Annotated in this window: 13 protein-coding genes; 2 read left to right on the top strand and 11 right to left on the bottom strand. The window is 61.4% G+C overall.

The annotated features are described in order from the left end of the window. Positions 1–53: 53 nt before the first annotated feature. Positions 54–1,211 carry a ribonuclease D gene (gene rnd / locus GBJ34_RS14630; protein ID WP_151719962.1) on the top strand — a complete coding sequence of 386 codons (1,158 nt, stop codon included), beginning with the start codon at positions 54–56 and terminating at the stop codon, positions 1,209–1,211. 59 nt (positions 1,212–1,270) lie between these two features. Here the strand turns inward: rnd and GBJ34_RS14625 are convergent, their stop codons facing one another. Next, on the bottom strand, positions 1,271–1,732 hold the full coding sequence (locus GBJ34_RS14625; RefSeq protein ID WP_151719961.1) for a hypothetical protein: 462 nt from the start codon (positions 1,730–1,732) through the stop codon (positions 1,271–1,273). Between the two features lie 163 nt (positions 1,733–1,895). Here GBJ34_RS14625 and GBJ34_RS14620 point away from each other — a divergent pair, with 163 nt between their 5' ends. Continuing rightward, on the top strand, positions 1,896–2,312 hold the full coding sequence (locus GBJ34_RS14620) for a SufE family protein (protein ID WP_151719960.1): 417 nt from the start codon (positions 1,896–1,898) through the stop codon (positions 2,310–2,312). Positions 2,313–2,446: 134 nt separating this feature from the next. Here the strand turns inward: GBJ34_RS14620 and GBJ34_RS14615 are convergent, their stop codons facing one another. From GBJ34_RS14615 to GBJ34_RS14570, 10 genes are all read right to left on the bottom strand, one after another. Beyond that, a complete protein-coding gene (locus tag GBJ34_RS14615) occupies positions 2,447–3,775 on the bottom strand; it encodes a P-loop NTPase family protein (protein WP_151719959.1) in 1,329 nt (442 codons plus the stop codon). Between the two features lie 72 nt (positions 3,776–3,847). Further along, on the bottom strand, positions 3,848–4,336 hold the full coding sequence (locus GBJ34_RS14610; protein ID WP_151719958.1) for an A24 family peptidase: 489 nt from the start codon (positions 4,334–4,336) through the stop codon (positions 3,848–3,850). Positions 4,337–4,343: 7 nt separating this feature from the next. After that, on the bottom strand, positions 4,344–5,192 hold the full coding sequence (locus GBJ34_RS14605) for a tetratricopeptide repeat protein (protein WP_151719957.1): 849 nt from the start codon (positions 5,190–5,192) through the stop codon (positions 4,344–4,346). Positions 5,193–5,237: 45 nt separating this feature from the next. Further along, positions 5,238–5,738: a tetratricopeptide repeat protein gene (locus GBJ34_RS14600; RefSeq protein ID WP_151719956.1), complete on the bottom strand. Its 501-nt coding sequence runs from the start codon at positions 5,736–5,738 to the stop codon at positions 5,238–5,240. A gap of 85 nt (positions 5,739–5,823) precedes the next feature. Then, positions 5,824–6,789 (bottom strand): type II secretion system F family protein, encoded by a 966-nt coding sequence (locus GBJ34_RS14595; protein WP_151719955.1) that lies wholly within the window; start codon positions 6,787–6,789, stop codon positions 5,824–5,826. A gap of 12 nt (positions 6,790–6,801) precedes the next feature. Continuing rightward, entirely contained in the window at positions 6,802–7,764 is a 963-nt protein-coding gene (locus GBJ34_RS14590) for a type II secretion system F family protein (protein WP_151719954.1), read from the bottom strand. A gap of 9 nt (positions 7,765–7,773) precedes the next feature. After that, positions 7,774–9,222: a CpaF family protein gene (locus tag GBJ34_RS14585; protein ID WP_151719953.1), complete on the bottom strand. Its 1,449-nt coding sequence runs from the start codon at positions 9,220–9,222 to the stop codon at positions 7,774–7,776. A 23-nt stretch (positions 9,223–9,245) separates the two neighbouring features. After that, positions 9,246–10,523, bottom strand: coding sequence for an AAA family ATPase (locus GBJ34_RS14580; protein WP_151719952.1), 1,278 nt, complete (start codon positions 10,521–10,523; stop codon positions 9,246–9,248). A 232-nt stretch (positions 10,524–10,755) separates the two neighbouring features. Next, complete coding sequence (locus tag GBJ34_RS14575) at positions 10,756–11,400, bottom strand: OmpA family protein (protein WP_151719951.1); 645 nt, start codon at positions 11,398–11,400, stop codon at positions 10,756–10,758. Between the two features lie 4 nt (positions 11,401–11,404). Further along, positions 11,405–12,796: a type II and III secretion system protein family protein gene (locus GBJ34_RS14570; RefSeq protein ID WP_151719950.1), complete on the bottom strand. Its 1,392-nt coding sequence runs from the start codon at positions 12,794–12,796 to the stop codon at positions 11,405–11,407. Between the last annotated feature and the right edge of the window lie 180 nt (positions 12,797–12,976).

Here is a 12,976-nt window from a genome sequence, read left to right as displayed (position 1 = left end):
GGGTCGCCATGCCGGTCGAATGCGGGAGATCCCCGCGCAGCAGCAGGGGACCGATGCGCACCATCACCACGACCGAAGACCTCGTCGCCTATTGCGAGGCCGCCAAGCAGCAACCCTATGTCACCATCGACACCGAGTTCCTGCGCGAACGCACCTATTGGTCCAAGCTCTGCCTGATCCAGATGGCCCTGCCCGGCAAGACCGGCGAAGCGGTGCTGGTCGACCCGATCGAGGGCGAGGGCATGAGCATGGAACCGCTCTATGACCTGTTCCGCCATCCGGGCACCGTCAAGGTGTTCCACGCCGCACGGCAGGATCTGGAGATCTTCTTTGTCGAGGGGGGCGTCTTCCCCGAACCGCTGTTTGACACCCAGGTGGCCGCCATGGTCTGCGGCTATGGCGAGCAGGTCGGCTATGAGACGCTGGTGAAGAAAATCGCCCGCGAAAGTCTCGACAAGACCTCGCGCTTCACCGACTGGTCGCGCCGTCCGCTGTCGGATGCGCAGAAGGAGTATGCGCTGGCCGATGTGACGCATCTGCGTGTGGTCTATGAAAGCCTTGCCAAGCAGATCGCCAAATCCAGGCGCGAGGCATGGGTGGCCGAAGAATTGACCCTGCTGACCGATCCGGAAACCTATACCGTGCGTCCGGTCGAGGCCTGGACGCGGGTGAAGACCCGCACCACTTCGGGGCGGTTCCTTGCGCTTGTGAAGGCCCTGGCACAGTTCCGCGAGGAATATGCCCAAGGGCACAACGTGCCGCGGTCGCGCGTGATGAAGGACGACGCGCTGCTGGAGATCGCCTCGACCCGCCCGACCAATCACGAGGAACTGGGGCGGTCGCGCCTGTTGTTGCGTGAGGGGCGGCGGGGTGACATCGCCGATGGCATTCTGGCCGCCGTGAAGGCCGGGCTGGAGATGAAGCCCGAAGACATGCCCAAGCCCGACCTCTCGCGCGAGCAATTGCAGGTCAATCCGGCCCTGGCGGATCTGTTGCGGGTGCTGCTCAAGGCGAAATCCGAAAGCCTCGGGGTGGCGGCAAAACTGATCGCCTCGGCCTCGGAGCTGGATGCGATTGCGGCGGGTGAGCGCGACCTGCCCAGCCTGAAGGGGTGGCGCAAAGAGGCTTTTGGCGATGATGCGCTGCGGCTGTGCAAGGGCGAGATCGCCCTGACGGCCAAGGGCAGCATGGTGCAAGTGGTCACGCTCTAGGGCTTTTCCGCGCCGGATCTCCGGCGCGGGGCGCGCCCGCCCGCGTCGCGGCGGCCCAATCAGCGACGGGTGGTCATGCCATTGGTTGCACCCTGCACGGTGACCGAATTGATCCGCGACAGCTTGATATCCGACAGGAACACCGCTGCGGTGATGCTGCGCGAATGCGGGGTGGACACCCCGGCCTGATTGATCGGCGGATAAGTGCGGAATTCATAGACCATCTTGCCATCGACGGGCTCCTTGTCGACGGCGACCAGTTCGGCCTCCCACCAGCCTTGCGTCGGCATGACGGCAGTGGCGCGCAGGATGGCACCACCCGGCATCGGCTCCATCTTCAGATCGGTGATTTGGCCGGCAAGCGCGCGCGGATCTGCAGGTCTTGCCGGTATCACGGGCGCGGCAGCGGCCGGTTCGGCACGGCCGAACCAGTTGACCGGATTCAGGCGCGATTGCGAAAACCCGCCGCAAGCGGAGGTGAACAGCACGAGTGTCAGCGCGGCAAGCAGCGGCTTTGTCATTCCAGATCCTTTCGCGCCAGACCTTTCAGCCCCGGGGCTGCAATCTGCACCGGCCTTGGCGTTCCATCCCTTGGCTAACCGATGCCGGGCCGTTTGAAAAGCGCCCCTCTGGACGTTTTGGCCCTCAAAGGCTAGCTCTTCACCCGAAGCAGGAGAGCGCGCCATGGCCACCGCCGCCTTTGAGGATATTGTCGAGATATTCGAGTTTCTGGATGATTGGGAAGACCGCTATCGGCATGTGATCGAACTGGGCAAAGCCTTTCCCGATCTGGATGCGGCGTTTCAGGTGCCGGCCTTCAAGGTTGATGGCTGCGCAAGCCAGGTCTGGCTGCGTCCGCTGATCGAGGGGCAGGGGGCGCAAGCGCGGTTCGATTTTCAGGGCACCTCGGATGCGATGATCGTGCGCGGCTTGATCGCGATCCTGCACGCGCTCTATGCGGGGCTGAGCAAGGCGGATGTGCTGGCAGTCAATGCCGCGGCCGAACTGGCGCGGCTGGGGCTCGACGATCACCTGTCGGCGCAGCGCTCCAACGGGCTGCGGGCCATGGTGGAACGCATCCGCCAGACCGCCGCGGCCTGAGAAGGGCATTGATCCTTCGGCGAAGGATCGGGGCCGGAAAGGGCAAAACCGGGTTTTCGACGAAAACCCGTGGTCCTGTGCGGCAAAATTCGCGCCGGGCCTTGCCTTGCGCAAAACTTGCCTCGCGCCCGGTCTTACTTCGCAATCGTCTCGCTTTTCACGAACATATTGGCCCAGGCCCGGTCGATCAGTTCGGGCGACATCTGGTTCTCGATCCCTTCGAATTCGCAGATCGCCAGCATCTGGTCGATCAGGAAGACCGGCTGGTAATTGGCGTAATTGTTGTTGATTGTCGGGTATTTGTTCTTCAGCAGATGGATGATCGCCGCCTGATCGATGGGCATCTTTTTCTTGCGGGCGACCATGGCGAAGATCTTCAGGAAGTTTTCCTGGTTCGGACCGTCGATCTTGATCTTGAAGAAGATCCGCCGCAGCGCCGCGCCGTCGAAAATCTCGTTCGGGTGGAAGTTGGTCGAAAAGATCACCAGCGTGTCGAAGGGCACGGTAAACTTCTCGCCCGATTGCAGCTGCAGGATGTCGCGGCTTTCCTCCAGTGGCACGATCCAGCGGTTGACCAGCTTTTGCGGCGGCTCGGACTGGCGGCCAAGGTCGTCGACGATGAAGATACCGCCATTGGATTTCATCTGCAGCGGCGCGGTATAGGTGCGCGCGACCGAATTGTACTTCAGGTCCAGCATATCCAGCGTCAATTCGCCGCCGGTGATGACTGAGGGGCGCTGACAATAGACGTAACGCTGGTCATAGCGGTTGGAATTGCGGCGCAGGCTGGCCGGATCATCGACCAGTTCTTCGGCGGCGCTGTGAACGATCGGATCGAAGACCGTGATGACCTGGCCAGAATATTCCACCGCGCGCGGGATATAGATCTTGTCGCCCAGCGAATCGCGGATGCCGTTCGAGATCGAGGATTTGCCATTGCCGGGCGGGCCATACATCAGGATCGACCGGCCCGAGCCGACCGCCGGCCCCAGATTGCCGATCAGGTCATCGGGCAGGATCAGGTGGCCCATGCCTTTCAGCAATTGCTGGCGCGTCAGCTTCATGTTGCGCACGGATTGCCGCTTGGTCTGGGCATTGTATTCTGCCAGCGGCACCGGCATGGCCCCGTAATATTCGGATTGCTTCAAGGCATCCAGGGCGCGGGTCTTGCCGGTATCGGTCAGCTGATACCCCATTTCATTGCCCGAAGTCGCGTGGAGCGTGCCGGTGGCCTCCAGCAGACGTTGCGCCCGGGCCATATCCACCAGCTCTTGCACCGCGGTGACCGGCAGACAGACCACGCGCGAGATCTGGCTGACCAGATCCAGATTCATGCGGAACATGGTCTTCAGCAGAATATCGCGCATCATCACGACGGAAAGGCCGGTTGCCGCCAGGCTGCGCGGGGCGGGCGGGGCGGTCACATTCGGGGTGATCGCATCGGGGCTGATCTGCACATTCATCGGAACTGGTCCCTGTCAAACGGCAACAGGCCCGAAGGGGGCCTGTGCGGTGTCAGGACTGATCTGACCCGATCATTGGGCCAGAATTGCGGCAAGAAGATAGAAAATCAGCGTTCCTGCCAAGGCAAGCCCAAAGGGAAAGTCCTTGCGGGTCCAGCTTTCCCAATCGGGGGTGGCCCGGCGCACGGCCGGAATGGCGCGCGCGATGCGATGCACCACAAGTGCCGCAAACATCGCGCCGCAGATCAGTGTCAGGATCAGCCGCAGATCGCCGGTGATGAAGATCGGGGCCATGGCGGCCCCGAATTTCGCGTCCCCCGCGCCGAACAGCCCGATGGCATTGCCAAGAAAGCCGATGACCATGGCGATCGCCATCACCAGCCAACCCCAAAGCCAGGTCTCCAGCGGGAAGATGACGAAGCCGATCACGGCATAGACCGCGATCATGGCGAGGGTGGCAATATTGGGGATCTTCATCCGCCGCATATCGGTGATCGCGATCCAGATCGCGAGCGGCACACAGAAGGGCAGCAGCCAGGCTGCCTGCGTGAACGTCAGCATGATGGTCTCAGCTCTTGAGGGCCTCAAGGCTGCGCGCGGCTGCCTCGAAATATTGTGGATGGGTTTCGACAGCCTCTTCCAGCAGGTTGCGGCCGGTGGAGACATCGCCCTGTTTCACGGCCGTCAGACCAAGGGTGTAAAGCAGTTCGGCCCGTTCGGTCTGGGTCATCTCGATCACCGGCAGGTCATATTTGCGCTGCGCGCCGCGCGCCATGACCAGATTGTTCTTGGCGGTGAACATGGTGGGGTCATTGCCAAGCGCCTCGATGAACAGCTTTTCCGAGGCGGCATATTCGCCCCGGTTCATCTTGGAGAAACCCCAATTGTTCAAAACGCTGGCGGGTTTGGCAGTCAGCCCGGCCGCGATCTCGTAAAAGCTGTCAGCCTTCTTCCACTGTTTCTTGCTGTCGGCAACCATCGCCTCCAGCCGGTAGCGGTCATAGGTTTCATGCGTTGGCGGGATCTTGGCCAGCTCGGCCTCAGCCTCGGGCCATTTATTGGCGCGGATCAATGCCTCGGCATAGCCCACGCGGTCCTCATTCGTGCCTTCATGCGAATTGACAAGGCCGGACCAGGTGCGCGCAGCCTCTTCCGGCTTCCCCGCCCGCATCAGCGATTTGGCGAGGCCGCGTTGCAGGTCAGGGCGGCCCGGGTTCTGCTGCAGCGTGCGCGAGAAGTAATTGACCGCTTCATTGGGGTCGCCGACCGTCAACATGATATCGCCGAGATTGCTTTCATCGACGACGTTCACGTCCTTCACCGCGCGTTTCACCTCGGCATCCGAGGGGCCGCGATTGCACCCGGCAAGAACCGCCATGCCGGTCAGGCATAGCGTCACATACAAAGAATGGCGCATATAGCGTCCTTCCAACTGCTCAATACGGGCGCGCGATCCCTCGGATCAAAGCGCAGACAGCAGGACGAATTCACCCTGTCCGCGCCGGACCAGCTTGAGGTTCGGAGCCTCTTTTTCCGTTTCCTTGGGCTCAGAATAGACAGAATTCTCGGTCATGGCTATGGCGAGGCGGAGATTTTCGCGGATCGAGTCCGAGGCGCCACTGTCCAGGGCAAAGGCCTGCTGAAAGACGTTGCGCGCCTCATGCAGCTTGCCCTGCTCCATCAGGGCGCAGCCCAGATTGTTCAGCGCCGGCACAAAGGCCGGATCGCGCTCCAGCGCGCGTCGCAGCACCTGTTCGGCCTGGCCCAGACGGCCCAGGGCAAGATTGGCCGATCCGATGGCCGACAGCACATCGGCATCGATGCCGTCTTCCGCCGCTGCACGGTAATAGGCTTTCAAGGCAAGCTCATGCTCGCCCGCCTCCATCAGCCGGTGGCCGACCAGCAAGCCATCGACGCCTTCGCCGCGCGCATCGGCCGCAGGGGCGCGGTTCTCGGCAGTCATGCGCGCGCCGCCCAGCGAATTGCAGGCGGCGAGCGTAAGCAGGACAACTAGGGAAATCGTGACGCTGTGCAATTGGGCTCCGGTCTCAGCCCCCGCTCAGACCCGCAGCGATACTGTAGACCGAGGGGCCGACAAGCATCACCATCAAGGGCGGAAGGGTGAAGACCATTGTGCCAAGAGACAGTTTCGTCGGCAAGGTGTTCGCTTTTTCTTCGGCCCGCATCACGCGTTTGTCACGCATTTCCGCCACATAGACCCGCAGCGCATCCGAGATCGAGGTGCCGAAAGTCGCGGATTGGATCAAGGTGGTGATGAAGGATGACACATCCGGCACCGCGATGCGTTCGGACATGTCCTTCAGCACCTGCACCCGTTCCTTGCCGGCCTTGACCTCTTGCGCGACGATTTCGAATTCTTCGGCGAGGGATTTGTAACCGTTGCGCATTTCCTTGGCGACGCGGTTGATCGATTGGTCCAGCGACTGCCCGGCCTCGACACAGACCAGCATGAGGTCAAGCGCATCAGCAAAGCCCGCGATGATCTCTTGCTGGCGGGTTTGCAAGCGGCGTTGCACCCAGTATTGCGGCAGATAATACCCGATCCCGCCGGGTATGATCGTGTGCAGCAAGATGGTTTTCATCGGCAGCTCACCCTGCTGCGATTGCAGATACAGCGTATAGACCACCCCAAGCAAAAGCCCGCCAAGCCCCAGCGAGAATTTGGCAAAGTGGAAGATCCGCACCGCATTCTTGCTGCGATAGCCGGCGCGCATCATCATCAGCTTGGCCTTGGACATGGAGGCCATGTCTTGCGGTTCCAGATATTGCGCATATTTGTCGAGCTTGGCGGCGGCACCGCTTTTCTCGCGCAGATGCATGGTTTCTGCCGAGGGCGCGCTGCGCAGGGCCTTCAGCTTATCGAGCGGATCGATGCGTTTCTGCAGCACAGAAGGCAGGATGAAGGCCAGAAGGCCTGCACCTGCGATCAGGATGAGGAAGGCCGGGGCAAGCGGCCCAAACGCATCGGTCAGGGGGGTCAACAGACCGGACATGGCATTACTTCCTCAAACCTTGATATTGACCATGATCTTCATGAAGATCACGTTGACGACCAGCATCGCGAACACACCGATGGCGACCGGCGTGAACAGCGCGCTTTCTTGCACCTGGTCGAAATAGTCGGGCTTGATCATCAGGATCATGCCAAGCGCAAGCGCAGGGAATGCCGACAGGAACATGCCGGACCATTTCGCTTCGGCGGTGATGGCGCGCACGCGCCGGAACAGCTTGAACCGCGCCCGAATGACCTGGGACAGACCATGAAGGATTTCGGCAAGGTTGCCGCCGGATTGCTGCTGGATCGATACCGCGACTGCGAGGAAACGCAGATCCTGATTGTCGACACGTTCGGCAAATTCCTCAAGGCTTTCGGACACGTCACGACCATAGGCCGCCTCGTCCGAGATCAGACCGAATTCGGTGCCGATCGGATCGGGAATTTCCTTGGCGACGATGCCGAGCGATGCGTTGAACGGATGTCCCACACGCAGGCTCCGCACGATCAGTTCCACCGCGTCGGGAAGCTGTTCCTCCAGCAAGGCCATGCGTTTCTTGGCCTTCTTGTTGACCCAGAAATAGACACCGCCCACGCCCGCTACCAGCGCCATGACCGCACGGACCTGCGGCGAGGTGCCGGTGCCCACGGTCAGGCCGACAAAGGCAAGGATGGTAACGCCCAGCATGATGCCGAGCAGGACCAGCGGCGAAAAGGCGATATTGGCCTGTTGCGCCTTCTTGGCGAGGATCGAATAGAGCGGAATCGAGGCTGCGTTCAGGTGTTGGCCGGCTTCCTTGCGCAGCTGATCCAGCGCCTGTTCCTTGTTGCCATGCTTTTCCAGCAGGGCCATGCGGCGCGACATGCGCTGATCCAGGCTGATGGATTTACCGAAGGTGACCCGGTAGATCCCTTCAATCAGCAGAACGACGCCTGCAAAGACAATGACATAGACGATTAGGACGGATTCCATGGCATATCCTCAGGCGATGGGTTCATAAATCGATGGCGGCAGATGGAAGCCCCATTGCTTGAAACGGTCGGAATAGTGGGACCGCACACCGGTCGCGTTGAAGCGGCCGATGATCTTGCCGTCGGGCGCAAGGCCCAGGCGCTCATAGCGGAAGATCTCCTGCATGGAGATCACCTCGCCCTCCATGCCGGTGATCTCGGTGATCGAGGTCATCCGGCGCGAGCCGTCCTGCAGGCGCGAGGCCTGCACGATCAGGTTCACAGCCGAGGAAATCTGGCTGCGCATCGCCTTCAGCGGCATGTCGATCCCGGCCATGGCAACCATGTTTTCAAGGCGGCTGATGCCGTCACGCGGGTTGTTGGCGTGGATCGTGGTCATGGAACCGTCATGGCCGGTGTTCATGGCCTGCAACATGTCGATCACTTCTTCACCGCGGGTTTCGCCCACGATGATGCGGTCGGGGCGCATCCGCAGCGCGTTGCGCAAACAGTCGCGCTGCGTCACCGCGCCCTTGCCTTCGACGTTGGCGGGGCGGCTTTCCATCCGGCCGACATGGATCTGCTGCAGTTGCAGTTCTGCCGTATCCTCGATGGTCAGCACGCGTTCGGTATTGTCGATGAAGGAGGACAGCGCGTTCAGCGTCGTGGTCTTGCCCGAGCCCGTGCCGCCCGAGACGATGACGTTCAGCCGGGTTGAGACGGCCGCTTCCAGATACAGCGCCATTTCCTCTGTGAAGGCCCCGAAGGCGACCAGATCCTTGATTGCCAGCTTGTCCTTCTTGAATTTCCGGATCGAGACGAGCGAGCCATCCACCGCAACCGGCGGCACCATGCAGTTGAAGCGCGAGCCATCCGCCAGACGGGCGTCGCAATAGGGGTTCGATTCATCGACCCGCCGCCCCACGGCCGAGACGATCTTGTCGATGATGCGCAGCAGGTGGCGTTCATCCTTGAAGGTGACGTCCGACAATTGCAGCTTGCCGCCGCGCTCCACGAAGATGCGCTGCGGGCCGTTGACCAGAATATCGCTGATCGTGTCATCCTTCAGCAGCGGCTCCAGGGGCCCAAGGCCCATGACCTCGTCATAAAGCTCCTGGTTCAGCGTGGCGCGGTCCGGGCCGCTCAGCACCACCGCCATATCGTCCAGAGCCTCGGCGCTGATCGCGGCGATCTCGGATTTCAACTGGCCTTCCGAGGCTTTTTCAAGCGCCGCAAGATTGAGATCTTCCAGAAGGCGCTTGTGCAGCTCCACCTTCAGGTCCTGCAACCGTTCCTTACGCTTGCGCTCCTTGTCGGCCACCGCAGCCTCTGCCGGGTTTCTCGGCAGCGGCTTGGCGGCGGCAGGTGCCGGGGCCTTGGCCGCAACGGGCGCAGGCGCGGCTTGCGCCGCGCCGACCGGAACCATCTTGGCGGCGGGTTTGGCAGCCCCGGCCGCTGGTGTCTTGAAACGCGAAAACATCGTCACTCCCCCATCGTGCAGGCTCAGGCGCTCGTGCCGGCCTCGGCGGTTTTACTCAGATCGAACAAAGACTTGGCCAGCTTTGCAATTTCCTTGCGCAGCGGGTTCTTCGCCGCCGTTTCCGACAGCGGCAGCCCATGGTCGTTGGATTGCGTGACCTGCGGTCCGCCCTCGGGCAGTTGCAGTTCCAGCGTGATATCAAGGCTTTCTGCCAGCCGTTTCACCCGGCTTTTTGCCGTCAGATCGGTAAATTTCGGCGCGCGGTTCAGCACGAAGCGCAGCCGCTCATAAGGCAGCCCTTCGGCCTTCAAGGCGCGCGCCAGCCGCAATTCATTCTGTGCCGAACGCAGGTCCAGCTCCATCAGCGCGAAATAGACCTGCACCCGGTTCAGCACCGTTTCGGTCCAGGCCACGATGGTCTTGGGCATATCGACGATGACGAAATCGAAATTCGCCTGCGCCATGTCCAGCAGCTTTTCGATCTCGTTCGGTCCGATGATGTCCAGCGGCAGCATATCGGCGGGGGCGGTGAACACGTTCAGCTTGTCGTTGAAGCTGACCATGGCCTGCAGGAACATCTCGCTTTCGACGTTTTCCAGGTCCTGCAGCACCTCGAACACCGCTTCGCGGCGCGGCAGATCCAGATAGGTGCCGACCGAGCCGAATTGCAGATCAAGGTCGATCAGGCAGACGCGCGGGGCCTTGCTTTTGTCGACGGTGGCCAGTTCCCAGGCCAGGTTGGTCGCAAAGGTCGAGGCACCGGCACCGCCCGCCATGCCATGCACCGCCAGAATCACCCCGTCGCGATCCCCCTTGGCCTTGAAGCGCGGCGCGTGGTGGTCATCTTCGGGAATATGCGGCGGGGGCGGGGCAGGGGGCGCGGCCACAATGGCCGCCTGTTTCAGCCGCTCAATCGCATCATGCAGCGCGCCATCGGGCAGCGGATAGGGCACGAAATCATCGGCCCCAAGGCGCAGCAACTGGTGCAGCGCCACCGGGCTGACCTGATCCGCGATCAGCACGACCCGAATGTCACGTTCTTTCGCAATGCGGATGATTTCTGTGATGCGGCCCAGATCGCCCTCGTCATCCGTATCGACGGCGACAGCCACGAATTGCAATGAGGCAGCATCGGGTTGTTGCAGGAAAAGCGGCGCATCCTCGAACGAAAGATCGCCCCAGTTTTCCCCCAGCTCCTGCTCCATATCATCGATCAACAGCTCGAAATTCTGCACATCCCGAGAGATCGTGCAGGCCAGGATCGGCGCCGGTTCCGGCTGGAGATTTGCCACACTCGTCATTCGCCTCAAGTCCTTTCTGATCGGTCGGATGGGTGGGGGAACACATCGACACCTGTCCGGCCGAGCGCAGGCATTGGTCTGCGCAATCGGGTTCTATTGTTGCGACATTCACCGGGAAGTTGGGCGAGAATGGGGCTAAACTTTCGTATTTCTGGGGATTCTGAGGGGCCGAAATGGGCAAGGGCAGACCCTTCGGTCTGCCCCTTTCCTTCTGGTTGTTTCCTGCGAAGGATCAGTTGCTGATGTTCAGCTGTGTGACCTGCGTCGGCGGATCGATGGCGCGACGCGCGGATTCCACATATTCGCGATGGATCACTTCGGCATATTTGCCGCTCAGCGGGCCGGATTTGCGATTGGCCCAACCCGAGACCTCGGTCACGGTGCGGCGGTTGCGCTCTTCCGGGCCAAGGGTGTGAACAACGGGTTGTGTCTTGCCGAACGAGACCAGCGCATCCAGCCGCGAGGACGAGATACCGCGGCTGCCCAGATAGGCGACAACGGCCTGCGCCCGACGTTTGCCAAGTGCCTTGTTGTAGCTGTCGCCCCCCACAAGATCGGTATGGCCATAAACTGAGAAGCGCAGTTCCGGGAATTGCCGCATCCAGCTTGCCTGCAGATCCAGCACCGACCGTGCTTCGGGTGTCAGCGAGGCCGAATTGAACGGGAAGGTGATGGTTGGCGGCACTTCGCGGTTGAACCGCTGCGCCAGCAGCGCCTGCGCGTCGATCGCACCCATCTGCACCATGGTGTTGTTCATGGTGGAGTTCCCGAAATAGCCGCTATCGACCTCGGCCCCCACTTCGCGGTTCATGTCGCCACAGGCGGCAAGGGCCGCAAGGGTCGACAGGGAAAGAAGAAAACGCATATGCCCCCGCATGGCCTTACTCCATCACATAGCCATAGGGGCTGGTGAATTCCTGCCGCGCCACCTCGGCCGCAGGGCCTTTCTTGCCGGTGACCTTGCCAAACAGGAACAGCTCTTTTTCCGTCGGCAGGCGCACCCGGTCGGTCGGAAGCGCCAGCGCCTCGCCCCGGGTCGGGGTGACCAGATGCGGCGTCACGATGATGACCAGTTCGGATTGCGACCGCTGATATTCGGCGCTGCGGAACAGCGTGCCCAGAACCGGGATATCGCCCAGCCACGGCACCTGGCCGTTCAGATCGCGGAAGTCATCCTGCAACAGACCGGCAATGGCAAAACTTTCGCCATCGCGCATTTCGACCGTGGTCGAGGTCTCGCGCCGCTTGAACGCATTCACCGAGAAGCCGCCGCTCGACATCGTGATGCTGGTATCGATCGAGGACACCGCCGCGTTGATCTCAAGGTTAATCAGATCGCCATCGACCACGACGGGGGTGAAGTTCATCTCCACGCCGAAGGGTTTGTAATCGATGCTGATTCCATTGTCGGAAACCACCGGGATCGGGTATTCGCCGCCCGCCAGGAATTTGGCTTCCTGACCGGAAAGCGCGGTCAGGTTCGGCTCTGCCAGCGTGCGCACGACACCTTTGGATTCAAGGGCTTCCAGAAGAACCGCGAATTGCAGGGAACCGGCGGTGAAGCCTAGGGCAAGCGCGGAATTCGCGTTTTCGCGCGCGGTGATCGTGCCGTTGGAGATACCGTTGTCGCCGTTCAACCAGGTGCCGGTTTCGCCGTTGACGCCCACCGATTTGCCGCCTGACATTGCCAGCGACGAGGACAGGTTTTTCGACACAGACCGCTGCATCTCGGCAAAGCGGATCTTCAGCATCACTTGCTGGGTGCCGCCCACGCTCATCAGGTTGGAAACCCGGTCAGGCGCGTAGCGCTGTGCAAGATCAAGCGCGCGATCCAGTTTTGCGGCAGATGAGACGGTGCCCGACAGCACTATCCCGTCATTGGCGGTGCGCACCTCAATGGTTTCGCCGGGCAGGATCTGGCGCAGCCGTTCCTTGAATTCGGCAACGTCGGGGGCGACCTGCACCTCGACATTGGAGATCAGTTTGCCCTCGGCATCGAGAAGGGTCATCGTGGTGCGGCCCGGGGCCTTGCCCAAGACGTAGATCGATTGCGAGGAAAGGGCCGAGACATCCGCGATCCCCGGATTGGCAATCGAGACCTCGTTGAAGATCACGTCGCTTTCCACGACGACGGCCCGGTTCATCGGGACGTTCAGGGGGGCTGACGCCTTGCCTTCCATCACGCGCAGGTTCTGCGCGAATGCGGGCGCGACTACGGCGGTGCAAAGCGCAAGGCCAAGCAGGCCTGCGCCGAAAACTCTATTGTACTGCATGTGACCTGCCTTTCGGATCACGCCTCGTTACCGGGTCTTTGCGCCCATTATGCCGCCTAAAATGCCGGAGGTCGGTTTTTTTGCAAGAATCAATTGGTTGAAGCCCTGACCTGCTGTGGACAGTTGGCAACAGCCGGTTTTGGCCCCGAAATGCGCCATTGCGCCCCACAAGATCTGGGG

The sequence above is a fragment of the Gemmobacter serpentinus genome, from assembly GCF_008973825.1.
Lineage (GTDB): Bacteria > Pseudomonadota > Alphaproteobacteria > Rhodobacterales > Rhodobacteraceae > Gemmobacter > Gemmobacter serpentinus.
The sequence above is the reverse complement of the archived record's forward strand: the minus strand, read 5'-3'. Positions and strand labels throughout refer to the sequence as shown.

Excerpts from the sequence above, each read along its gene's own strand:
- GBJ34_RS14610 (WP_151719958.1), bottom strand. The coding sequence starts at position 4,336 with ATGCTGACGTTCACGCAGGCAGCCTGGCTGCTGCCCTTCTGTGTGCCG.
- GBJ34_RS14625 (WP_151719961.1), bottom strand. The coding sequence starts at position 1,732 with ATGACAAAGCCGCTGCTTGCCGCGCTGACACTCGTGCTGTTCACCTCC.
- GBJ34_RS14575 (WP_151719951.1), bottom strand. The coding sequence starts at position 11,400 with ATGCGGGGGCATATGCGTTTTCTTCTTTCCCTGTCGACCCTTGCGGCC.
- GBJ34_RS14615 (WP_151719959.1), bottom strand. The coding sequence starts at position 3,775 with ATGAATGTGCAGATCAGCCCCGATGCGATCACCCCGAATGTGACCGCC.
- GBJ34_RS14590 (WP_151719954.1), bottom strand. The coding sequence starts at position 7,764 with ATGGAATCCGTCCTAATCGTCTATGTCATTGTCTTTGCAGGCGTCGTT.
- GBJ34_RS14570 (WP_151719950.1), bottom strand. The coding sequence starts at position 12,796 with ATGCAGTACAATAGAGTTTTCGGCGCAGGCCTGCTTGGCCTTGCGCTT.
- GBJ34_RS14605 (WP_151719957.1), bottom strand. The coding sequence starts at position 5,192 with ATGCGCCATTCTTTGTATGTGACGCTATGCCTGACCGGCATGGCGGTT.
- GBJ34_RS14585 (WP_151719953.1), bottom strand. The coding sequence starts at position 9,222 with ATGTTTTCGCGTTTCAAGACACCAGCGGCCGGGGCTGCCAAACCCGCC.
- GBJ34_RS14620 (WP_151719960.1), top strand. The coding sequence starts at position 1,896 with ATGGCCACCGCCGCCTTTGAGGATATTGTCGAGATATTCGAGTTTCTG.
- GBJ34_RS14595 (WP_151719955.1), bottom strand. The coding sequence starts at position 6,789 with ATGTCCGGTCTGTTGACCCCCCTGACCGATGCGTTTGGGCCGCTTGCC.
- GBJ34_RS14600 (WP_151719956.1), bottom strand. The coding sequence starts at position 5,738 with ATGACTGCCGAGAACCGCGCCCCTGCGGCCGATGCGCGCGGCGAAGGC.
- GBJ34_RS14580 (WP_151719952.1), bottom strand. The coding sequence starts at position 10,523 with ATGACGAGTGTGGCAAATCTCCAGCCGGAACCGGCGCCGATCCTGGCC.
- rnd (WP_151719962.1), top strand. The coding sequence starts at position 54 with ATGCGCACCATCACCACGACCGAAGACCTCGTCGCCTATTGCGAGGCC.